The organism is Psychroflexus halocasei (genome assembly GCF_900107595.1).
Lineage (GTDB): Bacteria > Bacteroidota > Bacteroidia > Flavobacteriales > Flavobacteriaceae > Psychroflexus > Psychroflexus halocasei.
Genome location: NZ_FNQF01000002.1, coordinates 1 through 25,470, shown reverse-complemented (window position 1 = coordinate 25,470; position 25,470 = coordinate 1). Strand labels below are relative to the sequence as shown.

Below are 25,470 nucleotides of genomic sequence, written 5' to 3'. Positions count from 1 at the left end.
GATGAAGAAAATCATTTTAAAAGATTTTAAACAAGAGAAAATAAGCCAGTTATCATCTATTTACGAAAGCGATGAAGCTGAATCGCTCTATCATTGGTTGGCTGAAGATGTTTTAGAAATTTCAAAAATTGATCATTACTTAAAGAATGAAATTGAAGTTTCTGAAGAAATATCAAGTGATTTTGAACAGAAATTTGAACAATTATTAAAACAAGTTCCAATTCAACATATTTTAGGTTATGCTGAGTTTTTTGGTGAAAAATTTCAGGTGAATTCAGATGTGTTAATTCCGCGTCCTGAAACTGAAGAACTCATCGAATGGATGATTGCTGATCTTCATCAAGCTGATGGAATCAATATTTTAGATATTGGAACGGGAAGTGGTTGTATTCCGATTATTTTATCAAAACACTTAACAAAAGCAAAGGTTTTTTCTCTTGATATTTCTCAAGAAGCCTTGTCAGTAGCTAAACATAATGCGATGATGTTAGATGCATCAATCACTTTTTATCAGCAAGATATTTTAAACGCAAAACAATTACCGACAGAAGTTGATGTGATTGTTTCTAACCCGCCTTATGTAAGAAATTTAGAAAAGGTTGAGATGCAAAATAATGTTTTGGATAATGAACCGCATTTAGCACTTTTCGTCAATGATAATCATCCGCTTCTATTTTATCAGAAAATCGCTGAACTAGCTTTAGAAGAGAAAAATAATCCGGTGATTTATTTTGAAATCAATCAGTATTTAGCAAAAGAAACAGAGGAAATGTTGAGAGTAATAGGCTTTTCACAAATTGAATTAAAAAAAGATTTCAGAGGAAATGATCGCTTTATGAAAGTGCAGAAATAAGCTAAAAAGTCATCAATATTTTTAAATTTACATGCCGTTAAAGACGTTTAAACATGGATATCAAAACAAAGATTGAGCAGCTAAGGGAGGAGTTACACAAGCATAATTATTTGTATTATGTTCAGGATCAGCCTGAATTATCAGATTATGAATTTGATATGAAGCTGAAAGAACTTCAAGATTTAGAAGAAAAGCATCCTGAGTTTTATGATGCCAATTCGCCAACATTAAGAGTGGGAGGCGAAGTGACTAAAAATTTTCCGACAGTTGTTCATGATTATCGTATGTATTCACTTTCAAACTCATATTCAAAAGAGGATTTGTTAGAGTGGGAGACACGTTTGAAAAAACAAATTGAAGGTGAGATTTCATACGTCTGTGAACTCAAATATGACGGAGCTTCAATCAGTTTAACTTATGAAAATGGCAAGTTATTAAGAGCTGTCACAAGAGGTGATGGCCAACAAGGTGATGAAGTGACAGCAAATGTGAAAACAATTCCGTCTGTTCCATTGCAATTAAGAGGTGATGATTATCCAGAAAGATTTGATATCCGCGGAGAAATTGTTTTGCCTTATGAAGGCTTTGCAAAACTCAACGCTGAACGTGTTGAAAATGGGGAAGAACCTTATGCAAACCCGAGAAATACAGCCTCTGGAAGTTTGAAATTACAAGATAGTGGTGAAGTTGCAAAGCGACCGCTTTTATGTTTATTATATAATTTAACAGGCGATCGTTTAGGGATAAATTCTCAATACGAAAGCTTAGAAAAAGCGAGAAAATGGGGTTTTAATGTGCCTAAGCAGGCTGAGTTGGTGCATTCAATCGATGATGTTTTAAAGTTTATTAATTATTGGGATTCACACAGACATGATTTGCCTTACGAAACAGATGGTGTTGTGATTAAAGTGAACAACTTGCAGCAACAAGCCGAATTAGGTTTTACTGCGAAATCGCCGCGTTGGGCAATGGCATATAAATTTAAGGCAGAGCAAGTCAGTACAAAACTTGAAAAAATCACATACCAAGTTGGTCGAACTGGAGCAATTACGCCAGTGGCAAATTTAGAGCCAGTACAATTAGCAGGGACAACTGTGAAAAGAGCTTCTTTACACAATGCCGATCAAATTGAAAAATTAGATGTGCGTGAGAAAGATATTGTTTTTGTTGAGAAGGGCGGCGAAATTATTCCTAAAATCGTAGGTGTTGATTTTACTAAACGCAACCAAGATTCGCAAGAAACAGTTTACATTAAAAATTGTCCAGAGTGCGGTACTGAACTTGTGAGAGAAGAAGGCGAAGCTTTGCATTATTGCTTAAATGCCGCAGGCTGTCCGCCGCAAATCGTTGGCCGTATTCAACATTTCATTTCTCGTAAAGCAATGGATATTGAAGGTCTAGGAGGTGAAACTGTGGCACTTCTAGTGCGTGAAGGTTTGATAGAAAATTATGCCGATTTGTACGATTTGAAAAAAGAGCAAATTTTACCTTTAGAACGTATGGCAGAAAAATCTGCTGAAAATTTAATCAATGGTATTGAGGCTTCAAAACAAATTCCTTTTGAACGTGTGTTATTTGCTCTAGGAATTCGTTTTGTGGGCGAAACTGTTGCTAAAACTATAGCAAAACACTTTAAAAGCATAAATGCAATTGAAAATGCAAGCCAAGAAGACTTAGAGAAGGTTGATGAAATTGGTGTGCGCATTGCTGAAAGTGTTGTGGATTTTTTCAAAATCGAAAAGAATAAAAAACTGATTGAAAGATTGAAAAATTATGGTTTGCAGTTAGAGCTTTCAGAAGAGGCCTTAGCTGAGCAAAGTAATAAACTTGAAGGTTTAAACATTGTGATTTCTGGGGTTTTTACACGTTTCACAAGAAATGAAATCAAAGAATTGATCGAGAAAAATTCTGGAAAAAACACAAGCTCAATTTCTAAAAAAACAGATTATCTAGTGGCTGGAGATAAAATGGGGCCAAGTAAACTTCAAAAAGCTGAAAAGCTAGGTGTTAAAATAATTTCTGAAGATGAGTTTGCAGATTTGGTGAAATAAAAAACCTTCGATCATTCAATTGAATGACGAAGGTTTTAACTAAAACTAAATTGAGTTATTATGGTTGGGTTAAGCTAAATCAAAGTTTAATAAAACTCACAATACTAAACTTCTCACTTGAATAAACTAAAGTATCAAATTATTATCAATTTTCATAATATTTTAGCTTAAATGCAAAATTATTTCTTAATTAATTAAATTAAGTTGATTAACCTTAGAATTTAAACCCAAATGAGAATAGAAGTCTGTTGTCTTCTTTACTTTTATAAAATCCGACATTAGCTGTCAGAGCATTGAATCCGTTGACAAAAACAGATCCCCCGTAAGAGTTATGCCATTTATCTGATTGATCAAAATCTGACCATACGCGACCATAATCAAAACCTGCAGAGACACCAATACGCAATGGTATAAAATTCGTTTTGAACTTTGTAACACCAATTCTTAAATCTGTTGTTTGATAGAAGGAGCTTTTTCCCATAAAACGTTCATTTCTAAAACCTCTTAAACTCTCATTACCACCTATAGTAGCTGCGTGATAATACTCATATTGGTCTCCAATTATAAATTTACCTTCTGCTTTTGTTGCCAAGTTAGCAACCCCACTTTCGTGAATTGGGTAAACAAACGAAATTTTTGGATTTAAGTAAGTAAACTCATTGTTATATTGGTTGTCAATAGTTCTTAAATACCCAGCTCTTAAACCCAAATCAAAGCCTCTACGAGGCAAAGCTATCATCATGCTTTTGGTGTTATAATTGACACCAACTTCGGCACCCGCATAAAGTTGATTATCATAAATATCGTCTGTTGATGAAAAATAGTTTTCAGAAAAACTGTTTGCTTTTTCTATAAGTTCGTTCGATTCAAATAAGAACTTTACATGACTTTTAAAGTGATCGTTTTTTCTATAAATCAGTGAAGGAGAGAGTAACCATTTTTTAAGTTTAGTACGGTTGAAATCTCGGTCAACATTATCTTTGTTATAAACTGTGTTGTTCCCGATTCCGAAGAAGTTAGTTAGATAATTTCCACTAGAATAATATGCATCGATACCAAAATTCCAATTGTAGAACAGATGAGCAAATTCACCACTATATTCTAACTCTAAACCATCACTCAAGAACATGTAATTAGCGGTGATTTCATGATAATTTTTAAATGGATTTTTAACTAAACCATCATGCGTGATTTGAGTTTGAAGGCCAAGTTGAACTCCTTGGTCACCACTATAATCAACCGAAGGTAATAGAATAAAACTTGTCTGTTTACGCTTATTAGGGTTGTAATTATTGATGTCGTAAGAATCGCTTACAAATTTGGATGACACATTTTTATAAGTGTTGTCTTTCGATTTATAGTCGTAAACTTTTGCTTTTTTAGGATTTTCAAAATTGTAAACGTCATGCTCTTCACCCCCCATGATTTTTAGCGGAATTAATTTATTTCCTTTTCCTGAAATGGTGATTTCATCATCACCATCTAAACTGTAAAGCCAAATTTCTTTGGTTTCTTTTTTATTGTATTTTTTATCAAAAATCAATTCATCATCTTCAAAAATTTTGATTTGCGTTATACCATCTTTCTGTCTTTCAATTTCAATGATATTGTCTTCATTCGTAGCAGTGATAATATCATGTTTTCTGAAGAATTTATAGTAGTCTTTAGCGATATGCATCAAATTTTCTCGGCGTTGTTTTAAAACACTTTTTATGTGCTCAATGCTCTCGTCTTGTGTATCTGGGTGAAGATTGTTGAAAGCTTTTTCAATAGCTTCATCGCTGATTTTATTTTGTATTAACTTAGCTTGTTCTTCCCAATTTTTCCAAGTTGAATGCGTGATTAAACTTTGGTCAAGTATATGACCTGAATAATTTAACCATTTAATATTTTTGATTTCAGGTTTATAAGTTTGCATTTTACGCAACAATGGAATGCCTAATTTTAAAACACTAATCAGTGGACCATCGTATTTTGGGAAAGTTTGATCTCTATCTCTTGGGATTGGTTTGTATAGTTTTGTGCCATCATTTTGTTCGTGTAAAGCCCAGCGCCATTGGTCTGAATGTCTGTCCCAATCACCGATTAGCATATCAAAAAGTCGTGCTCTAATAAATAAGTCTTCATCTACCTTAACATCTTTATCATCTTGTATTTCAAGATACAGGTCTTTTGTACTGATGATATCATCTGCATTTCCAAATGTGTCAAAAGATTTGTTTTCATCACCAACATGTTCTTCAAACATGTAAAGTTTGTCACCATAAGTGTCATTAAATCTACCTAATTTCTTTTGTTTTGGTACATAGAATATTTCCGGGTTTGCATGCGAAATATTGATCTCATCAAGTAAACTTCCCACTGCAAAAGGTGCATATGGATGCGCAGTTGTGTAAAAGTCTTGAATAATGTCTTCAGCAATGGTGTTCCTCATGTAATTGACAACATAGTGATCTTTGATTGATGTTTGAATAAAACGCAATGCACTTTTTTTAAGTTCACGAATATTGTATTCATGTTCATCATCATTAATAAGTCTTAAAGTACGAGATTGGCTACCGCCTCCAGCTCTGTAAGCTCTTAAACTCGGATCGATATCATCGAGAAATAAAACTGGAGCATTGATTTTTCTGCTATAAATCTGCCTATAATGATCGCCCCAAAACCATTTGTAAATTTTTGATTTATCGGTTTCTTCTTCTGTATAAATTGAAGCTTCTTGATGAGAACCAAATTCTGATTTATCGTGATAATTTAATTCATTAGGGTCTTTCTTTTTTAATCCAATTTGCTTAGTAAAAACAAGTTCAGAATCATTATTTTGATTTAATTCATAAATTAAAACTTCTGAACTTCCGTCTTTAAAAACATTGAGTTTGACAAAACCATAATTATCAGATCCGAAATGGCCATCTTCTTCATCAGGTCTTGTTTTTTTTGTTTTGGCTGTGGCACCACTAATGATTTGTGGGATACCATCGTCGCTCAAATATTGTAGGTTTCTGTGATTTCCAGATACAAATATAACATCTTCAAATTGGCTAGCTAAAGTTTCTAATCGTCCATTTAAGAAATCTAAATCTGGCGCATAGAAATTTTGTTTTGAAAAACCGCCCATTCGTCCAAAAAAACCTTTTCGGCTGGCGCTTAAAACAGGGTGGTGAATAGCGACAATAATCGTTTTGTTTTGTTCATCTTTCATCTCATCTTTAAACTTTGCAAAGAAATCTTCTCTTGTTTTAATATCACAATCGTTATTGACATAGGGGTGATCATCCCAGTTTTCGAGATACCATTGCGAATCAACCATTACGAGTTCAACTTCGTCACTTAAAGTTTCTCTCTCAATTGGACATCCATCATTAGGCCAAAATTCACTATTTGAATTATCTTGAATAAAAGACTCTAAATCATCAAGTGCTTGATGTCCTTTTTTGTTCCATTCATGTTTTCCTGGAATATAAATGCGTCGACCATTAAAATCTTTTAATACCGAAATGAGGTTTTCTTTTAAGAATTTTTCTTCAGCATTTCTACCCTTTTTATTATCAGGGTAACCATGCTTTCTGGTTTGATTACCTAAAGCAACAAAAACAGCATTTTCATCTTCTTGAGAAGCTTTTACAATAGCTTCAAGAATTTCATTTGCTTTGGATTTTTTGGTAATTCCTGTATTTCCTGTTAGATAAAGCGAAGTCGAAACTTCTTTAGATTTATCTTGTGCATAAGTGTTGCTGACCAAACAAGCAATAAAAATATAAAAGAAGAAACTCTTGTTTGTTGGTAATCGAAATATCTTTATGTTCATGTGTTATTGTTGTTAAAATAGGTTCGTCTAAAGTCTTAAAAATATCTTTAACATTTAATGTTTTTAACGCATTATAACATTTACTTTTTCAATAATTAATTAAAATTTATGAAACAAGATTAATAATTTTAAAAATGAGTTCTCTTTGTAAACAAAAAAGCCTTTGAATTATAGTTTAAAATCCAAAGGCTTATAAATCAAAATATGATAACTAAACTATAAAGTTTCTTTTAACCATTTATAAAATTCGCGTTGCCAGACCAATGAGTTTTGGCCATTTAGAACCCAGTGATTTTCTTCAGGAAAATAAAGTAATTTACTTTTAATGCCTTGCAATTGTGCTGCCTGAAATGCTTCTAATCCTTGACCAATAGGAACTCTGAAATCTAAGCCACCTTGAATAATTAAAATAGGCGTATTCCAGTTTTGAACATAATTGATCGGGTTAAATTCATTGTAAGCCTTTTGTGCAGCTTCATTATTTTTTTCCCAGTAAGCACCGCCTAAATCCCAATTAACAAAGAACATTTCTTCAGTGGTTCCGTACATACTATTCCAGTTAAAAATTCCATCATGAGCGATAAAACTTTTAAATCTGTTATCATGATTTCCAGCTAAATAAAATGCAGAATAACCTCCGTAACTGGCGCCAATACAGGCTAAACGCTCATTATCAACATAGCTTTCTTGAGCAATGTAATCAATTGCAGCTAAATAATCCTCCATGTTTTGTCCGCCGTAATCCTTACTGATTTGTTCATTCCATTCAACACCATATCCCGGCATTCCTCTTCGGTTTGGCGCAATAACAATATAACCTTGTGCTGCCATTAATTGAAAATTCCAACGGAATGAATAAAATTGACTTAAAGCGCCTTGTGGTCCACCTTGGCAATATAAAATTGTTGGATATTTTTTATTTTTATCAAAATTTGGCGGATAAGCTACCCAACTCAACATTTCTTTTCCATCAGTTGTTGTAGTCATGCGTTTTTCAATTTTACCCAACTTGATGTTGTCATAAACATCTTTATTTTGATGTGTTAATTGACGCATTTTTCCATTTTTAGAATTGACAACATACAACTCAGTAGCATGATTCATATCTTGACGAGCAACAACTAAATCACGTTTATTTTGCCCAACAACACTTTGAATATCAAATTGTCCTTCAGTGATTTGTTTAGGCTTTTGATTAGCTTTCGCCTTAATTTCAAATAACTGTACTGTTCCTTTTACTGGTGCAACAAAGTAAATTGTTTTTCCGTTTTCTGACCATTTGAAATTATTGACCGTGCCATCCCAATTTGTAGTTAAGTTGATGTGTTTTCCATCTCGAGAAATGATGATATCATTTTTATCAGACTCGTATCCGTCACGTTTCATTTGTAACCAAGCTAATTCACCTTTATTTGAAAAAGCAGGGCTTGTGTCATAACCTTTATTTTCAGGGGTTAAGTTACGTGTTTTCTGAGTTTTAAGATTGTAAGCATAAATATCAGTATTTGTACTCACAGCATAATCAGTACCACTTAATTTTTTACTCACGTAAAGAATTTCAGTTCCATCAGGATTCCAGATATAATCTTCTGGGCCACCAAATGGTTTAGTTGGTGAATCAAAAGCTTCATTTGGCATAATGTCTATAGCATTTTCTTCACCAACTTTTTTATAAAAAACATGATTAAATTGTCCTTCTTGCCATTCATCCCAATGACGATAATTTAAACTTGTGTAAATTTTGACATCAGATTCAGGGACATCACTATAAAAATCCTGACCTGTTACTTTCTGAAGTTTCACGGGTTTTGTAAATAACTCATATTTTCCGTTTGGTGAAATCTGCGATTGCTGAAGAAGTTTTTCTAAAGAAGAAATTTCTTCAGCTTCACCACCCTTTAAAGGTATTTTATAATACTTAGTTTCTGATGAGTTATTTTCTAAATTGTATTGAGATGAGCTAAAAACGACAAACTTACCATCTTTACTAATCCCTTTACCACTCACTTTTTTGAGTTGAATTAATTGCTCAGGTGTCATGACATCTTGAGCTGTTACTATGCTGGCAACGAATGCAAGCAAAAAAACAAAAATTTGTTTCATGAATATATAATTTGAATTTCTCACAAATTTAAAATTAAAATAAGATTGCCTGCCAAAAGCTATCATCATTTATTCTTAATTATTTTATCATGTTTTAAAACATGTTAATATCTTGTCAAGCTTTTTATTAAACATAAGCTTACTGAAATAAAATATTATATTTCATCAAAAAATAAAAATGAATATTGTTATTATTACAGGAGGGAGTAAAGGAATTGGTCGTGCTTTAGTTGATCATTATGTCGCTCAAAACTATAAGGTTTATTCTTTATCAAGAAGTCATGAAAAACATGAGAAGTTTACTCAAGTTTCAGTCGACTTAACCGATATATCTGCAGCTGAGCATATTTTTGAATCTGTTTTAGCTGAAATAAGAGATTTAGAAGTCTCTTCACTAAGCTTAATCAATAATGCTGGTAGATTAGGTGATATTAAACATTTAGAAAATTTAAAACCTGAAGACATCTCTAAAAGCATTCAATTAAATGTAACATCAGCTTTCTTGTTGTCTAGTTTATTTATTGAGTTTGGTGAAAAATACTCTTGTACTAAGAAAATTTTAAATATTTCTTCGGGAGCTGCCTCATCAGCTTATGCGGGCTGGAGTGTTTATTGTGCTTCAAAAGCAGCAATTGATATGCTAACATCAACCATTGCAATTGAGCAAAAAAATAAAGAAAACCCTGTTTACTCATACGGTATTCGTCCTGGTGTTGTTGACACTGAAATGCAAACACAAATAAGAAATACCGACGCTGAGGATTTTGAAAATGTTGAAAAGTTTAAAGAATTGAAAGAAAATGATCAGCTTTACAAGCCTGAATATGTTGCTCAGCGTATTTTTGATATCCTAAATTCTGATCAAATGAAATCTGGCGAAACGATTGATTTGAGAGAATAATAATCAAATAACTAAGCGTATCTATTCATCATTAATCATAGATACGCTTTTACTATATTCCGAATTTCTGTTTATTTCAAGATAAATTCTTTAGAAATAAATTTCATCCTGTACTTCTTAATTAAATATAATTAATTATCCAAATATTAGTATTTTGAGATATTTTTGACTACAAATCCAATACTTCACCTCATAAACTTGTCACAAAACTTTCTGTTTTAAAATGTTGTATTCTAGAGTATTAGTTTGTTTTGATGATTAGTTATTTTAAATAAATGTAATCTGTTAATGAAGCTTAAGTTATTTATGCTTTCTGAGAAAAGCCTTGTATTAATTTAACTTAAACAAGCTTTTGATTTCATAAACTTACATTAATACTCGGTAACATTAGATTAACAAGATAAAAGACCAACTCAGGTAGTTTTGCCCTGAACATTTAATTTAAATATAACTAAAATGAAAAAATTAATTTATTCGGTCTTATTTTTTAATCTATTGATCCTTTCTTCATGTAGTGATGATGATTCAATTGCAATTGAAACGGAACAGCCAGACAATGAAGTGGTTTCAGGTAACATTACTGAAAACACAGTTTGGACAAAAGATAATGTGTATACCTTAGAAGGTAAAGTTATTGTTGATGGTGGCGCAACTTTAACGATTGAAGCGGGAACACTTATTAAAGGTGCTGAAGGTGTTGAAACGCAAGCCTCAGCCTTAATTATTGATAGAAATGCAAAATTAATTGCAAACGGTACTGCCGATGAGCCAATTATTTTCACTTCTGTGTTAGATGAAATCGAACCAGGTGATCTTGAAAGTCCTAACTTAACAGTTGATGATAGAGGGCTTTGGGGAGGTCTTATTATTTTGGGTAACGCTCCTGTTTCTTTAGAAGGAGATGTTACTGAACAGCTTATAGAAGGGATTCCTCCAGGATCAGGTTATGGTTTATATGGGGGTAATAATCCAGATGATAGCTCAGGTTCTATGCAATATATTTCAATACGCCATGGTGGAGCTAATATTGGCGAAGGAAATGAAATTAATGGTTTTACTACAGGAGGTGTTGGCTCAGGAACATATATCAATCACATTGAAGTGATTGCAAATTTAGATGATGGCGTTGAGTTTTTTGGAGGAACTCATGATGCTTCAAATATAGTTGTATGGGGAGTTGGCGATGATTCAGTTGATCTTGATCAAGCTTATTCAGGAAACATCACTAACGTTGCTATTGTTCAAACAAATGTATCTGATCATGGACTTGAAATTGACGGTCCTGAAGGGGAAGCCTTAACAGGTGAGTTCACACTTAATAATGTTACAATTTTTAGCGATAATTCAGTTTCAAATGCAAATTCAGGAAATAGAGAATATGCTCAATTTCGTTCAAATGCGATGGGTTCAATTAATAATATTCTTCTTATAGGTGGTACGCAAGGGACGGATTTTACTTTACAAGATGATGAAAATGTTACTGAGAATTATAATAATGCTAAGTTAACATTCTCTAATATAGAAGTCGTTTTACCTTCAAGTGCATCAGGATTAGAAGATGTGTTTATTGACTCTTCAGGTTTAACAAGCTTTACTTCAGATGCAAATGACTTTGCAAACATTATTAATAATATAGATGATGCAAGTGTAGGTTCTGATCTTAGTGTTTTTGAATGGAGCTGGACTTATCAAGCTGCAGAATTTTAAAAATATTGAATAATCAATTTTTAAACATTGCTCGGTCAATTTATGATCGGGCAATACTTACAATTATATAACAATTACGTCTATGAAATTTACTCATTATTTCATCATTATATTTTCCTTTGCTTTCATGCCAAACCTACTTGCTCAAGACAATAAAATAATTGGATTTGTAAAAGATAGTGAGCTTAATGATGCTTTACCTTTTGCAAATGTCTATCTAAAAGGAACTGATGTAGGAACGACAACTGATTTTGATGGTCAATATACTATTGGGGTAGAACCAGGAAAATACACCCTTGTTTTTTCATTTGTTGGTTATCAAACAAAAGAAATTACAGATGTTATAGTTGAAAAAGAAAAAGACGTCGTTGTAAATATTTCTTTAGCTTCTTCAGCTGCTTCTTTAGATGAAGTTGTGATTACAACAACAGCTCGTAAAAACACAGAATCTGCTGTTCTTAATTTACAAAAGAAATCAATTAAAGTCATGGATGGCCTTTCTTCTGAAGGAATCAAAAGAGTAGGCGCTAGTGATGTTGCTTCAGCTGTTAAGCGAATACCAGGTGTTTCTGTGCAAGGTGGTAAATATGTTTTTGTTCGTGGTTTGGGTGATCGTTATACGAAATCTATACTTAATGGTATGGATATTCCGGGTTTAGATCCTGATAGAAATACATTACAAATGGACATCATTCCTTCTCATATTCTTGATAACATTATCGTTTCAAAAACAGCCAGTGCAGAAATGCCTGCTGATTTTACGGGTGGCGTTGTTAATATTGTGACAAAGGATTTTCCATCTCGTCAAGAGTATAGCTTGAGTGTTGGAATGTCATACAATCCTGATATGCATTTTAATTCAAATTATTTAAAAAGTGAGAATTCAGGTACAGATTTTCTTGGTTTTGATGATGGCAAAAGGGATTTGCCTTTCTCAAAGAATATGAAAATTCCTTCTCCTGTTGGTGATGGTTTGAATGATAAAGGAGTAAGCCTGACGGATATAACGAATCGTTTTGATAAAAAAATGTCGACTGATCGAGCAAACTCTTTAGGTGATTTAAACTTTAGTTTTTCTACAGGAAACAGTTTTAATATCGGTGAAAACAATAATAAAATAGGCTATTTAGCTAATGTTTCATACAGGAATACAACCGAATTTTTTGAGAATACAAAGCAAAACTTTTATTTTAAACCAATCAGTAAATCAGATACTGAGTTAATTCCAAATAGAACCCAAACTGGAGATATTGGTTTACAGAAAGCACTTTTAAGCGGTTTGGCCGGAATTTCTTTTAAAACAGATTATTCTAAGTATAAATTAAATATCCTGCATCTTCAAAATGGGGTTTCGCGTGCAGGGAAATTCAGAACCTTCACATACATTCAAGATGATATTGAAGTTGTTAGAGATAATGTTGAGTACACTCAGAAATCAATTACAAATTTAGGTTTAACAGGAAATCATGCTTTTGAAGATTCTGAATGGGAAATTGATTGGGGCTTGTCAACAAGTTTTTCGAGTATTAAGGATAAAGATATCAGAGTTACGCCGTTTGAAGTTATTAGTGAAAATGAATACTCAATAAGACCAAGCACAGCTGGATCTCCGCAAAGAATTTGGAGAGATTTAGAAGAATTAAATCTTACAGGAAAAATAGACTTTAAAAAGAAGCATGAAATCTTTGATAGAAAAGCGAATTTAAAATTTGGTGCTTCTGCAACGTATAAAGATAGGGATTTTGCAATAAATAACTATAATATCCTTATTAAAGGAGGGAGTGTAACACCAATTGAAGGAAATCCTAATCACTTGTTATTGACAGAAAATATCTGGAATTCAGATTCAAACCAAGGAACCTATTTACAAGGAAATTATCAACCTGCAAATACTTATCAGTCTAATTCAACCGTTCTTGCAACGTATATATCTGAAGAATTCAATATAACAGATCAACTTAAAAGTGTTTTAGGCGTAAGATTTGAAAATTATAAGCTGAATTATTCAGGTGAAAATAATCAAGGAACTATTCAATTAAATAATACTAATATTTTGGATGAATCTGATTTTTTCCCATCAGCTAACTTGATTTATGCTTGGAATGATGAAATAAACATTAGATCTTCATATTACAAAACTACAGCAAGACCTTCTTTTAAAGAAGCTTCTATTGCTCAAATCTTTGACCCATTAAGTGATATCACTTTCATTGGAGGGATTGATATTGACAGTGACGGAAACTTTAAAAATATAGTGAAACCTTCCTATATCAATAATTTTGATTTAAGGATTGAGAAATTTGAAGAAAATAGTCAAATGTATGCCTTTAGTGCCTTTTATAAATCATTTACAAATCCTATTGAACTTGTTGCCTTTGAAACCGCTCCGAATAATCTACAACCAAGAAATGTAAACTCTGCAGATGTTTATGGTCTTGAATTTGAATTGAGAAAGAACTTTGGTTTTTTACTAGAAAGCTTAAAGAAATTTAGTATCAACGCCAATATTTCTTTAATAGAATCTAACGTTAAAATGGATGAAAGTGAATTCAAATCTAGAAAACTAGCAGCAAGAGAAGGAGAGAGCATTGATCAAGAAAGAGATTTACAAGGACAATCACCATACTTAATCAATATCGGGATAAATTATGATGATCCTGAGAAAGCTTGGCAAGCTGGTTTATTTTATAACACACAAGGTGAAACTCTTGAGGTTGTAGGTATTAGAAATGTACCTGATGCATATACACAATCCTTCCATAATGTCTCATTTAGACTCACTAAAGCATTTGGTGAAGATCAAAAACAATCCATCAATATTGGAGTAAGCAATTTATTAAATGATGATGTAGAAACTTTATATAAATCTTATCAATCATCAGATAAAGTGTTTTCTAAGCGAACACCTGGTCAATCATTTTCAATAGGTTATACCTATAAGTTTTAATTTAAACTTGAATTAGCCAACACTCCGATCAATGTATTTATATTGGTCGGTTTTATATTTAAATTTTTTTGAGAAGAAATCAAATACAAAAAAATAAATCCAGAAGTTGGAATGAACTTCTGGATTTATGCTTATTATGCTTTATTAACGTGTTTTTGAAGAATATTAACCCACTTTTCAGCCATTTGTATTTCTCCAAAAACTTGCGGGTTTTTATCATCATTAAAAAACTCAAAAAATTCAGTTTTATAATCCTTGTTCTGAGGGATGAATTTTAAACCGACGCGTTTGATTTTTTGAGAATCCTTCTTATTCTCTTTATCTTTTATGAGATTGACTTGTTTGATTTTAGATAAATCAACAGCATTTTCTATTGAAACCTCATCTTGTGTATCACAGAAAAACACATAATGATTATCTGTATCTAAACCAATTGCAAGATGTTGTAATGCTTGATAATTATTGATTTTCGAACTTTTTTGTAAAGCTAAATCAACTAGTTTCTGATGAAGTTTTTTCTCTTTTTTAGTTTTACTTCTGCTCATCATCACAAAAGGTAATGTTGCGATAATAACGATAATCACGCCAATAATAGCGCTCCCTAAATCTATAGTCATTGTTTTGTTTTTTAATAATTTTTAAATATTTTCTTGAGACTCATGATATCGAGTCAATCTGTTTTTTAAGAAAATAAATGATTACCAAAAACAATGAAATGGATAGGTGATGTTAGATTTCCGTTGCTGTATGAGTAAATTAACTGCTCTTGATTCGTAATCAAGAAAATTAGCGTTAAGATGATTTTCATAAGCAATGAAATCTGAGGTGAAATCTTGAGATAACTCAAAATAATTCTCATTTAAGCTTTCGTTAGAAAAACTTAATGTAGAATCAAACTCAGCGATGTGAAAGAAGTTGTTTCCAGATATTGCAGAAACTCGATCTTCTTGTTTTTTATCTTTAAAATGAGAATAATCAGCCGTTTGATTTACTGGACTTGAGATCGTAACTGCTAAGCAGTAGACGAGAACTAACAATAAACTATATTTTGAGCCGACTTTTGATTTCATGCTGCAAAGTTAAAACATAATCATTTCTATAAAAGCATAACAGAATCATAAAATTTCATAAGTCACCATTAATGATAATTATTAAATCTATTTTAGTTTTCAAAGATTACCTATTCTTAAATTTAGTTAGCTTTTTGTTGAAGCGCTAACGCATAATTTTCAGCAAAAAAATCACTTTGTTTTGATTTGTATTGCACAATGTATCGTGGATGATTAAAAACAATGATTTTATCAAATAACTTTTCTTTTGCATTGATGCGTTCGAGATATTTTGCATTTTTTTTGCCTAAAACAAAACAGGTACTTCTATCAATTCCAAAAGCAATTTGCTCTTTGAGTTGTGTGACGATGAAGTTCTCTAATTTTTCAAATAGCCAATCAAAATCATAATAGTTGCAATTCACCCAATTCTCTTTTTTATTTTTTCTGATGAAACCAACTGGACAAACTGAATTGACATAAAAATCTTGGTAGAATTTTTTAGCACCTCCATATTTCTCAATCATTTGATAAACAAAAATTGAAGATGGCTCGTGAGATTTAATGTTAGGAATTTTAATACCACAATCTTCTTCTAATCTTTTTGTGTCAGTAAAGGGTATGCCTGTAACGCCAACGCCTAGTCTGCCAGGATTAATACCAATAATGAGTTGACGTTTACGATTGTCATTAAAGTATTTTGTGTAAAATTTCTTGACAGTTTTTTCAATAAGAGGATTGTTTTGATATGGGTTTATTTGCTGTATATCATTTCCTAAATCTTCTTCTAACTGAAGTTGCTTGTAATAATTAATGATGTTTTCAGCAAAGGTCTTCATGTTTTATAAATTTAAAAATATCATTGACATAAATTATTTTGATTAGATTTCTTGATTAAAGGTTATTGAACAGGTGCTTGATCTGCAAAATTATTGGTTGAAAGTTATGTCATTGATATAAAATTCAGTCAAAGTTAAACTTCTATTTGTCTTTATTTGAAGTTATCAAGAGTGAAGATACACTAATTACATTTTTCACAAACTTAAACACAGTCAATATTATTAGGAGCAAACTGATAATAGTCATTAAATATTAAATGTGTATGGCTGAATTTTGTTAGACTAAAACCTAAAACTATGAAGAATATAAATTTATTATTTAGCCTGATTTGTTTTGTTTCAATCAGTGTTTCTTATGCGCAATTAACTGTAGATGCAGAGCTAAGACCGAGATACGAGTATAGGCATGGTTATAAAACCTTGTTTTCGGATGATGTAGATGCTAGTTCTTTTGTATCGCAACGTACGCGTTTGAATATTGATTACCAATCTGAAAAACTTCGTATTTTTTTAAGTCCACAAGACATTAGAGTTTGGGGAGATGTCCCACAATTAAATACTAAAGATAATAACGGCTTTTCATTACATCAAGCTTGGGCCGAGGTCTTTATTGATTCAAGCTTTACTTTAAAAGTTGGAAGACAAGAAATAGTTTATGATGACCAAAGAATGTTTGGAAGCGTTGGCTGGGCTCAGCAAAGCAGAAGCCACGATGCTGCAATGGTAAAATTTAAGGAAAAAAACACAAAACTACATTTGGCAGCAGCATTCAACCAAGAAAGAGAAAGTTTAACAGGAAATATTTTGACATTAAATACTTATAAAAGTTTTCAGTATATCTGGGCTAACCAGACATGGAATAATTTTTCAGGAAGTTTTTTATTTTTAAATAACGGAATGCAAAACATAGAGGCTAATCAGTATATAGAAGGCGTTAGTTATAGCCAAACTGCAGGTTTTCATTTAAATTTTAAAAACAATAATTTGAAATTAAGTTCAAACTTTTATTATCAATTTGGAGAAGATGCTTTTAAAAATGATATAAAAGCTTATTTGGTTTCCTTAGAAGCAAAATATAAAACAAATGATGAGTTCAGTTTCAGGTTAGGAGGTGAGTTACAAAGTGGAAATGATAATACTTTAATCAATGATGGAGAGAATAATGCTTTTCAGCCATTTTATGGAACAAATCATAAATTCAATGGTTTCATGGATTATTATTATGTTGGGAATCATGCTAATAGTGTTGGTCTTTTGGACCTTTATGCTAATGTAAATTATGCTTTTCAGCCTCTAACAAATTTTGACCTGACTGCGCATCAATTTTTTTCAGCAGCTGAATTGGACGATGATAGCTCAAAAGATTTAGGTCTCGAAATTGATTTTGTATTTTCTCATCAACTTAATAAAGATGTCGGTTTAAAATTAGGGTACTCGCATTATTTAGAATCCACAGGAACTCAAGTTTTAAAAAATAACTTTGATGGAAACACAAATAATTGGGGATGGGTGATGCTCACCGTAAATCCTGAAATCTTTAAATTTTCTTTTGATTAAATAGATTTTTGTAGATTTTCACATAATTATAAGCTTAAGGTCTAAAATCCTTAAGCTTTTTCATTTTAAACTTTACTCAACAGTTTTCGACAAGAGTGTAGTATTTATTCTACACTCTTTTTTATTTTAATTATATAAAACTCTGATATTCAATGGTTTTTCTGATGGCATTGATGTTGAATCAATAGAGACAACATGCTAACAACAAAATCAAAAAAAATGAACCAGCTTGATCATAGAGAATTTAAAGATAAAAATCTTCAACCAGAAAAATCAACATCTTATAATCCATTAATTTTAATAGGTTCGCTATTAATTTTAGTCACTGCGGCATTCACGACCTATTTTTTCTATCCTTATTTTCAAGAAATTCATTTAGATCGCATGCAAGGTATTTGGGGAAGCATTTTAACATACGGTGGCATTGCATTATTGGCTGCCCATATTTGTTTTATGGTTTACCTTCTTATCAAGTATGTTCAGTACAAAGCTGTTAACCCTGTTGATGATGAAAATTTACCATATTTAACTGTTATTGTTCCTGCTTATAATGAAGGTGAATTGGTATGGAAAACATTGACAAGTCTAGATGAAAGTGATTATCCTGCTGATAAAGTGCAATTGATTTCTATAGACGATGGAAGTCAAGATGATACTTGGGAATGGATGAAGAAAGCGAAAGAAGAGTTAGGAGATCGTTTATCAATATATCAACAACCTGAAAACAAAGGAAAAAGACACGCGCTATACAGAGGTTTTCATTTAGCTACTGGCGATGTTTTTATCACGGTAGACAGTGATTCAATTGTGAAAATAGATACTTTACGCCACATGGCAAGTCCTTTTGTAGGCAATGAAAAATGTGGAGCTGTTGCTGGGAACGTTCGTGTACTTAACAGAAAAAAGGCATTAATTCCGAGAATGCTAAATGTGAGTTTTGCTTTTAGTTTTGAGTTTGTTCGTTCCGCTCAAAGTGCTTTAGGTACAGTGCTGTGTACGCCAGGCGCATTGGCTGCTTACCGCAAAGAAGCTGTCATGAATTGTTTGCCAGAGTGGATTAACCAAACATTTAATGGTCAACCTTCAGATATTGGAGAAGATAGAGCAATGACAAACATGATTTTAAAGCAAGGATACCATGTTTTGTTTCAGCGTAAGGCTTACGTTTATACTAATATTCCTGAACGTTATAAGAATCTGTATAAGATGTTTATCCGTTGGGAAAGAAGTAACGTCAGAGAAAACATCGCGATGACAAAGTTTGCTTTTTCAAACTTTAGAGAAGGATCAAAAGTTGGTGCAAGAGTATTACTTTTAAATCAGTGGATAAAAATATTAATGGCCTACCCGTTAATTTTACTAATGATTTCATTTATCGTAATGTATCCATTATTGTTCTTGACATCTTCATTAATTGGCATTTTGATTTTCTCAAGTGTTCAAGCTTTGTTTTATGCAAAGAAACATGATATAGCTGAATCATTTTGGGCTTATCCTTATAGTATATTTTATACATTTACTTTGTTTTGGATTACACCTTATGCAATTGCAACCGCAAGTAGAAGCGGATGGTTAACCAGAGAATTACCAACAGAAAAATTTAAAAAGATTGTATAAACATTAAATATTTTCCGACTAGAGTTTTTACCCTTTTGAGAGCTCAACATTAATTTGTTGGGCTTTCATGTTTTATGATACCGACGTATTATTTTCTCAGTTTAGCTAAGTTAAGTTTAGTTAAATCAAGTTAAAGACGACTTAAATCCTTCATTTCGACATGTATATAATTGTTTTTGACATTTAGTTGGGTGTGCGATTTATTATATTTGATTCAATCATTTTTTAAAAAAATAAAAACAACTGTAATTATTTAACCAAAAAAAAGTTTTAAAAAAATAATATGAAAAATTTAGAAAATCAAGTCATTATAGTCACAGGTGGAGCTGCGGGAATAGGTGGCGCTTTAACAAGAGTATTTGTAAAGCGCGGCGCAAGTGTTCTTGCTGTCGATATTGATGAAGATGCTGGTGAAGAAATCCAAAAAGTCAACACAGAAAAAATTGCTTTTTTAAAAGGTGATGTTTCAAAAAAAGAAGTTGCGCAAGAAGCCGTTGATATGGCGGTTTCAAAATTTGGAAAACTAACAGGACTCGTCAATAATGCGCATGCATCAAGGCAAAAGCCATTGATGGAACTCACTTCTGAAGATTGGGACTTATCATTTAATACAGGGTTTAAAGCAACTCTTAACTTTATGAAAGCCGCTTATGCTGAATTAAAGAAAAACAAAGGTGCCATTGTCAATTTTGGTTCTGGTGCTGCAATCAGCGGACAAGATAATCAAGCGAGTTATGCCGCAGCAAAAGAAGCAATAAGAGGCTTGAGTCGTGTTGCAGCCAATGAGTGGGCAAAAGATAACATCAGAGTCAATATTGTTTGCCCATTAGCACTGACTGAAGGTGTTGCGCAATGGAAAGAAAATCAGCCAGAACAGTATAAACAAGTTGCAAGCAAGATTCCTTTAAAACATTTTGGAGATCCTCAGAAAGATATCGCTCCTGTAGTTGCGTTTTTATTAAGTAAAGATAGTCAATACATGACAGGGCAGACTTTGATGGCCGATGGAGGAGACATTAAATTAAGATAGAAAAAATTAATATGGATAAGAAAATAGTCATTATAGGCGGAGGTTTTGCAGGTATTAATTTGGCCAAAAGTTTGGGAAATGTCAAAGGTTTTGATGTGACTTTAGTTGATAAAAACAATTATAACTTCTTTACACCTCTTTTATATCAAGTCAGTACAGGAATGTTAGATGTGTCAAGTATCACAATTCCATTTAGAACACTTTTTAAAGGAAAGGAAAATTTAAATTATCGTTTAGGAAAACTCAAAGAAGTAAACACTGAAGCCAAGAAAGTTATATTGAGTTCTTGCGAACTTGATTACGATTATTTGGTGATGGCAAATGGGACGAAAAGTAATTTTTTTGGTATGAAAAATATTGAAGAAAATGCTTTACCCATGAAGTCGATCAATCAAGCTGTTAAACTCAGGAATTATTTATTAAGAGAAGCTGAAAGATTTATCAATAGTAATGATGAAGTTGAAAAGCGTAAAATGAGTAATATCGTTATATCTGGTGCTGGTCCTTCAGGTGTTGAGGTTGCAGGTATGCTTGCCGAAATGAGAAATACAATTCTCAATGATATATATCCAGAATTTAAAGATCAAAAGATGGATATTTATCTTGTTGATGGATCGCCAAGCGTTTTGCCACCTATGCGTGAAAAATCTCAGAAATATTCTAAAAAGAGTTTAGAGGAAATGGGAATCCATGTCAAGCTCAACAAACTTGTGTCTGACTATAAAGATGATAAAGTGATATTTGATGATGGTGACACCATAGAAACAAAAACGTTAATATGGACTGCCGGCGTCGTTGGAACTCAGTTTAAAGGTTTACCAGAAGATAGTTATGACAAGGGAAACCGCTTGATGGTTGATGAATTTTTTAAAGTTAAAAATACCGAGAATATTTTTGCAATTGGTGATGCTTCTGTTATGAAAAGCGATCCAAATTTTCCAGAAGGTCATCCTCAATTAGCAAGCGTAGCAACTCAACAAGGTAAATTATTGGCTAAAAACTTTAAGTCAATTGCTAATCATGAAAAACCGAAAGCTTTTATTTATAATGATAAAGGAACTATGGCAATTATTGGTAAAAGTAAAGCGGTGGCAGACTTAACAACTCCTGAGAAAACGATAACGGGTTGGTTTGCATGGTTTACATGGTTATTTATTCACCTGTTTTTATTAATTAATTACAGAAACAGAATTAGCACCATGTGGAACTGGACAACAGCTTATTTCAGTAAAGGTCAAGCCAATGGACTCATCATCGGAAAAACTGCGGAAGGAAGCATGCCAGAACTTAAAAAACAAACTGAAGTTTAATAAATTAAAAAACGGCTTGTTGAATCCAAGCCGTTTTTTTGATTTAAGCATTAATTTAATCTATTCTGATAAACTCACCAGTCATGGTAAACTCAAGTTCGATGTTGTTATTGAGTTCAACTTGTTGGTAATCCATTTCTAACTCCCAACCTCTGATAAATTGTTGTGGATAATTTTCGTTAACGTATATTAAAATTGCTGGAGGAATAACTGAGTCTGGTAAAGCAGTAACGCCATCGATATCAATTATTTCATAATCAGCGTTAAACTCTAACGTGAAATTTCCGCTTAAATAGATATCATATTCTATTGTATTATTGTCCATGTCTTTAACAGCGCGGTCAATTGTATTGTCAGCGAAATACGTATTAACGTAAGTCGTTATCGCAGTCGGAATTTCAGATTCTGTCAATAAAACCTGGTTGGTGTTGTCGTCGTCATCGCTACAAGAAGTAAATGTAACCAGAATCGCGCAAAGTAATAATGTGATCTTTTTCATAATTTTAGTGTTTGAGGTTATTTTATTTGTCCGTTTTCATTAATGATAATATTGATTTCTTCTCTTCCTTTTTCAAGTTCAATGGCATAAGAAATTTCACCTTTTTTATTGATTTTCTTGACGTCATCAATACGATAAGCATCATATTTTTGTTGTACTGTGTTTTTAACAGCTTCAGGTAATTTGCGTTTAGAAATCTCTTCTTCATAATAAAGCATTTCTCCAGTTGCCTTAAACCAAGCTTCATAATCTGAGAAATAACCGATTTCAAATTCGACTTGAAATTGATCACCTTTCATTTCCCATTCAACATCACTTGCCTTAGGAAATTCTGTTTTAAAAGTGTTTAAAACAACTGATGGCACCTGATTTTCATTAATGTCTTGTGCTTGTACAAAAGTTGTTGCAAATAATAAAATTGCAATAAATTGAATCGTTTTCATAAGATGTGTTTTTTAAATTATAAGACAAATAAAGAACACAAAACTGGAAAGAATTTGGAATTTATGCTTCAGCAAGATTTTTTTTGAAATTAATTTTAAAAGTATGTTGACTCTCAAAAAAATCGTAAACAATAGGAACTTGATAAAGTTCACAAATTGCCTTACTGATTGATAAACCAAGTCCTGTGTTTTTAGAATCTTGATTTTCTTTATGAAAACGCTCATAAATATTTTCCTTAATTAAAGCTTTATTGTTACCTGTATTTGAAATAATCAAGCTGTTTTCTTTGAGTAATATTTGAAGCTGTCCATTTTCGATATTATGAAAAATAGCGTTATTAATTATATTAGAAATTAATATTTCTGCTAGTGCCGAATTCATTTCAACAATGATGTCTTTTTCATAAACGAACTCAATATTTATATTTTTGAAATTAATAAAATCTTCTACTCTTGATAGGTGGTTTTTAACTATTTTTTGAATTGAAATTTGCTCAGTTTCTATAAACTGTTTGTTTTCAATTTTTGCCAACAGTAACAATGATTTATTAAGTTGTTTAATGCGATTTGTCATGGCAATAACTTCGGCAATACTGTTTGCATTATTGTGAGTTAAATCTTTAGATTCCAGTAATAGTTCAAGCTTTGTGGAGATGACTGCTAAAGGTGTCTGTAGCTCATGAGATGCATTTTCAGTAAATTGTTTTTGAGAATGATAAGCTTCTTTTGCGTGTTTAATTAAAGCATTTGAGGCTTTCTGAAGTTCTTTAAACTCTTTTGTGTTTGACGAGATTTTAATAGGTTTTTCATTTTGGTCTAATCGATACTTTTTTAATGCATCTAAAATTTGATAAAAAGGCGTCCACACTTTTTTAAGCACAAAGTTATTGATGATTATTACGCTTGATATTAAAATAATAAATAGCCAAACGATGCTCCAGAATGAATCTTCGATTAAATCATCTTCTTCTACCAGTGACGAAATTATTTTTAATCTGTAATACTTACCATCATTTTCAAAAGCACTGTGCAAAATTCTAACAGGTTCTAAATCATCTTCATTAATGCGGTACATTAAAGTGTCTTTATAAACATCTTTAGTAGATAAAGCTTTTTGTCTTGATGTTGGGTGAATTTCAAAATTATTCCCTCCAAATTCGTTTTGATTTAATAATTCAGGATTGAATTTTAACTTTTCAATAATCAGTATTTTGTTGTTTTCAAGGCCATCATCAATACTGTCTCTAATTTCATCTTTAAGATTATAGTAGAATAAAATTGACCAGACACCAATAATCACGAAAAAGGCAAAAGTTAGGTAGAGTAGAGATCGATTGAAAAGTTTCATACTTCAATGAGTTTATATCCAACACCATAAATTGATTCTAAATCAATTTCAGCTTTTGATTGCTTTAATTTTTTGCGCAAGTTTTTGATTTGATAATAAATAAAATCAAAATTATCGGCTTGATCAATTTGATCTCCCCATACATATTCGGCCAAGGCTGTTTTGGTAATAAGTCGGTTTTTATTTTGTAAAAAGTAGAATAAAATGTCGTATTCTTTTCTATTGAGATGAATAGATTGTTTATTAACCTTAAAATCTCTTTCTTCAATATTTAAAATCGTATTTGCTGTCGTGATAGTATTCTGTCCATCATGATTTTTACGCCTTAAAACCGCTTTGATTCTAGCGTTTAATTCAGCAATATGAAAAGGTTTAGTAAGATAATCATCAGCACCAAGGCTTAAGCCTTTTAGTTTATCATCAAGGGCATCTTTTGCAGAAATAATAATGACATTTTCTGATTTACCTTCAGATTTTAATTGCTCAAGAAGATCAAAACCACTGCCATCTGGTAACATGATGTCTAGTAAAATACAATCATAATGATAGAGAGCAATTTTTTCTGAAGCACTGACAACATCAGCAACAGCTTCAACAACGTAGGCTTCTTTTTTCAGTGAGGAAACGAGTGTTTCTCTCAAGTCTTTTTCATCTTCTACAATCAAAATTTTCATAGAATAAAAATACGTTTAAACTTTGGAAAGAAATGGGAATTTTTTTGAAATTGAATAAACTCATGAAATCATAAAAGATTGAAATGACTATATTTGGATAAAGATGAAATCATTATGGAAATTTTATATCTACATGGATTAAAGGGAAATCTGACACGCGAAAAAAGAGAGATTTTAGAATCTTATGGACATGTGCATGCGCCAACAATTTTTTACAGGGATAATCATAAGGTTGTGAATGATCTTAAAAACGAATACATCAATAAAGATATAGACTTCGTTATAGGCACTAGTATTGGTGGATTTGCAGCGTTTTACTTGGCAAATGCTTTTCAAAAATCAGCATTGCTTTTTAACCCAGCTTTGGTTACGCAATCAGTAAAACAAGAAATTCCGACCTATAAAAGTAGTAAACGAAATTTAAAACACGTGATACTTGGCGCAAAAGACGATGTCGTTGATCCAGCTGAAACCCTTAATTTTTTATCTAACCAATTGAAGACAAATACTGCTTTTACAATCAATTACAGATTAGACTTAGCACATCGCATTCCTGTTGAAATTTTTCAGGAAGAGGTAGAGTCATTTTTTAAACACTTGTATTTTTAAAATTACATGAATTTAATTTATAAAAAAAGGTTAAGTACACGACAAAAATTGAATTAGATTAAGGTCATATTTATTAGTTCCTGATAACAAGCATTTTGAGATATAGTCTAATCCATATCTGAAGA

19 protein-coding genes are annotated in these 25,470 nt (G+C 31.9%); 10 read left to right on the top strand and 9 right to left on the bottom strand.

The window, feature by feature from the left end; genetic code table 11:
• Position 1 precedes the first annotated feature (1 nt).
• Both prmC and ligA read left to right on the top strand, forming a co-directional pair.
• Positions 2-853 carry a peptide chain release factor N(5)-glutamine methyltransferase gene (gene prmC / locus BLV84_RS02135; protein ID WP_234953068.1) on the top strand — a complete coding sequence of 284 codons (852 nt, stop codon included), beginning with the start codon at positions 2-4 and terminating at the stop codon, positions 851-853.
• A gap of 53 nt (positions 854-906) precedes the next feature.
• A complete protein-coding gene (gene ligA / locus BLV84_RS02130) occupies positions 907-2,904 on the top strand; it encodes an NAD-dependent DNA ligase LigA (protein WP_093238870.1) in 1,998 nt (665 codons plus the stop codon).
• 214 nt (positions 2,905-3,118) lie between these two features.
• Here the strand turns inward: ligA and BLV84_RS02125 are convergent, their stop codons facing one another.
• Positions 3,119-6,712, bottom strand: a complete 3,594-nt coding sequence (locus tag BLV84_RS02125) for a ShlB/FhaC/HecB family hemolysin secretion/activation protein (RefSeq protein WP_093238864.1) — start codon at positions 6,710-6,712, stop codon at positions 3,119-3,121.
• A 216-nt stretch (positions 6,713-6,928) separates the two neighbouring features.
• Positions 6,929-8,815: a S9 family peptidase gene (locus BLV84_RS02120; RefSeq protein WP_093238861.1), complete on the bottom strand. Its 1,887-nt coding sequence runs from the start codon at positions 8,813-8,815 to the stop codon at positions 6,929-6,931.
• 178 nt (positions 8,816-8,993) lie between these two features.
• Between BLV84_RS02120 and BLV84_RS02115 the strand changes: the two genes are divergently transcribed.
• The 3 genes from BLV84_RS02115 (at position 8,994) to BLV84_RS02105 (ending at position 14,370) form a co-directional block, all read left to right on the top strand.
• A complete protein-coding gene (locus BLV84_RS02115; RefSeq protein ID WP_093238858.1) occupies positions 8,994-9,716 on the top strand; it encodes an SDR family NAD(P)-dependent oxidoreductase in 723 nt (240 codons plus the stop codon).
• A gap of 456 nt (positions 9,717-10,172) precedes the next feature.
• The gene (locus BLV84_RS02110) at positions 10,173-11,423 is read left to right on the top strand and encodes a hypothetical protein (RefSeq protein ID WP_093238855.1); all 1,251 of its coding nucleotides are present in this window, start codon (positions 10,173-10,175) and stop codon (positions 11,421-11,423) included.
• Between the two features lie 82 nt (positions 11,424-11,505).
• Positions 11,506-14,370, top strand: a complete 2,865-nt coding sequence (locus tag BLV84_RS02105; protein WP_093238852.1) for a TonB-dependent receptor — start codon at positions 11,506-11,508, stop codon at positions 14,368-14,370.
• Positions 14,371-14,504: 134 nt separating this feature from the next.
• On the opposite strand, the gene BLV84_RS02100 is transcribed toward BLV84_RS02105, so the two are convergent.
• The 3 genes from BLV84_RS02100 to BLV84_RS02090 all read right to left on the bottom strand — a co-directional run bounded on the left by BLV84_RS02100 (position 14,505) and on the right by BLV84_RS02090 (position 16,258).
• A complete protein-coding gene (locus tag BLV84_RS02100) occupies positions 14,505-14,987 on the bottom strand; it encodes a hypothetical protein (RefSeq protein ID WP_093238850.1) in 483 nt (160 codons plus the stop codon).
• 81 nt (positions 14,988-15,068) lie between these two features.
• Entirely contained in the window at positions 15,069-15,440 is a 372-nt protein-coding gene (locus BLV84_RS02095) for a hypothetical protein (RefSeq protein WP_093238847.1), read from the bottom strand.
• A gap of 122 nt (positions 15,441-15,562) precedes the next feature.
• Positions 15,563-16,258 (bottom strand): uracil-DNA glycosylase family protein, encoded by a 696-nt coding sequence (locus BLV84_RS02090; protein WP_093238844.1) that lies wholly within the window; start codon positions 16,256-16,258, stop codon positions 15,563-15,565.
• A 297-nt stretch (positions 16,259-16,555) separates the two neighbouring features.
• Between BLV84_RS02090 and BLV84_RS02085 the strand changes: the two genes are divergently transcribed.
• The 4 genes from BLV84_RS02085 (at position 16,556) to BLV84_RS02070 (ending at position 21,772) form a co-directional block, all read left to right on the top strand.
• Positions 16,556-17,815: an alginate export family protein gene (locus BLV84_RS02085; RefSeq protein ID WP_093238841.1), complete on the top strand. Its 1,260-nt coding sequence runs from the start codon at positions 16,556-16,558 to the stop codon at positions 17,813-17,815.
• A gap of 219 nt (positions 17,816-18,034) precedes the next feature.
• Positions 18,035-19,432 carry a glycosyltransferase family 2 protein gene (locus BLV84_RS02080; protein ID WP_093239942.1) on the top strand — a complete coding sequence of 466 codons (1,398 nt, stop codon included), beginning with the start codon at positions 18,035-18,037 and terminating at the stop codon, positions 19,430-19,432.
• A 283-nt stretch (positions 19,433-19,715) separates the two neighbouring features.
• Positions 19,716-20,462: an SDR family NAD(P)-dependent oxidoreductase gene (locus BLV84_RS02075; protein ID WP_093238838.1), complete on the top strand. Its 747-nt coding sequence runs from the start codon at positions 19,716-19,718 to the stop codon at positions 20,460-20,462.
• An 11-nt stretch (positions 20,463-20,473) separates the two neighbouring features.
• Complete coding sequence (locus tag BLV84_RS02070; protein WP_093238835.1) at positions 20,474-21,772, top strand: NAD(P)/FAD-dependent oxidoreductase; 1,299 nt, start codon at positions 20,474-20,476, stop codon at positions 21,770-21,772.
• 55 nt (positions 21,773-21,827) lie between these two features.
• Here the strand turns inward: BLV84_RS02070 and BLV84_RS02065 are convergent, their stop codons facing one another.
• The 4 genes from BLV84_RS02065 to BLV84_RS02050 all read right to left on the bottom strand — a co-directional run bounded on the left by BLV84_RS02065 (position 21,828) and on the right by BLV84_RS02050 (position 24,736).
• On the bottom strand, positions 21,828-22,271 hold the full coding sequence (locus BLV84_RS02065) for a PepSY-like domain-containing protein (RefSeq protein ID WP_093238832.1): 444 nt from the start codon (positions 22,269-22,271) through the stop codon (positions 21,828-21,830).
• Positions 22,272-22,288: 17 nt separating this feature from the next.
• Entirely contained in the window at positions 22,289-22,714 is a 426-nt protein-coding gene (locus BLV84_RS02060; protein ID WP_093238829.1) for a PepSY-like domain-containing protein, read from the bottom strand.
• A 61-nt stretch (positions 22,715-22,775) separates the two neighbouring features.
• Complete coding sequence (locus tag BLV84_RS02055; RefSeq protein ID WP_093238826.1) at positions 22,776-24,062, bottom strand: sensor histidine kinase; 1,287 nt, start codon at positions 24,060-24,062, stop codon at positions 22,776-22,778.
• The gene (locus BLV84_RS02050) at positions 24,059-24,736 is read right to left on the bottom strand and encodes a response regulator transcription factor (protein WP_093238823.1); all 678 of its coding nucleotides are present in this window, start codon (positions 24,734-24,736) and stop codon (positions 24,059-24,061) included. Before BLV84_RS02050 ends, BLV84_RS02055 begins: the two co-directional genes overlap by 4 nt.
• 114 nt (positions 24,737-24,850) lie before the next feature.
• On the opposite strand from BLV84_RS02050, the gene BLV84_RS02045 reads away from it, so the two are divergent.
• On the top strand, positions 24,851-25,345 hold the full coding sequence (locus BLV84_RS02045; RefSeq protein ID WP_093238820.1) for a YqiA/YcfP family alpha/beta fold hydrolase: 495 nt from the start codon (positions 24,851-24,853) through the stop codon (positions 25,343-25,345).
• Positions 25,346-25,470 lie beyond the last annotated feature (125 nt).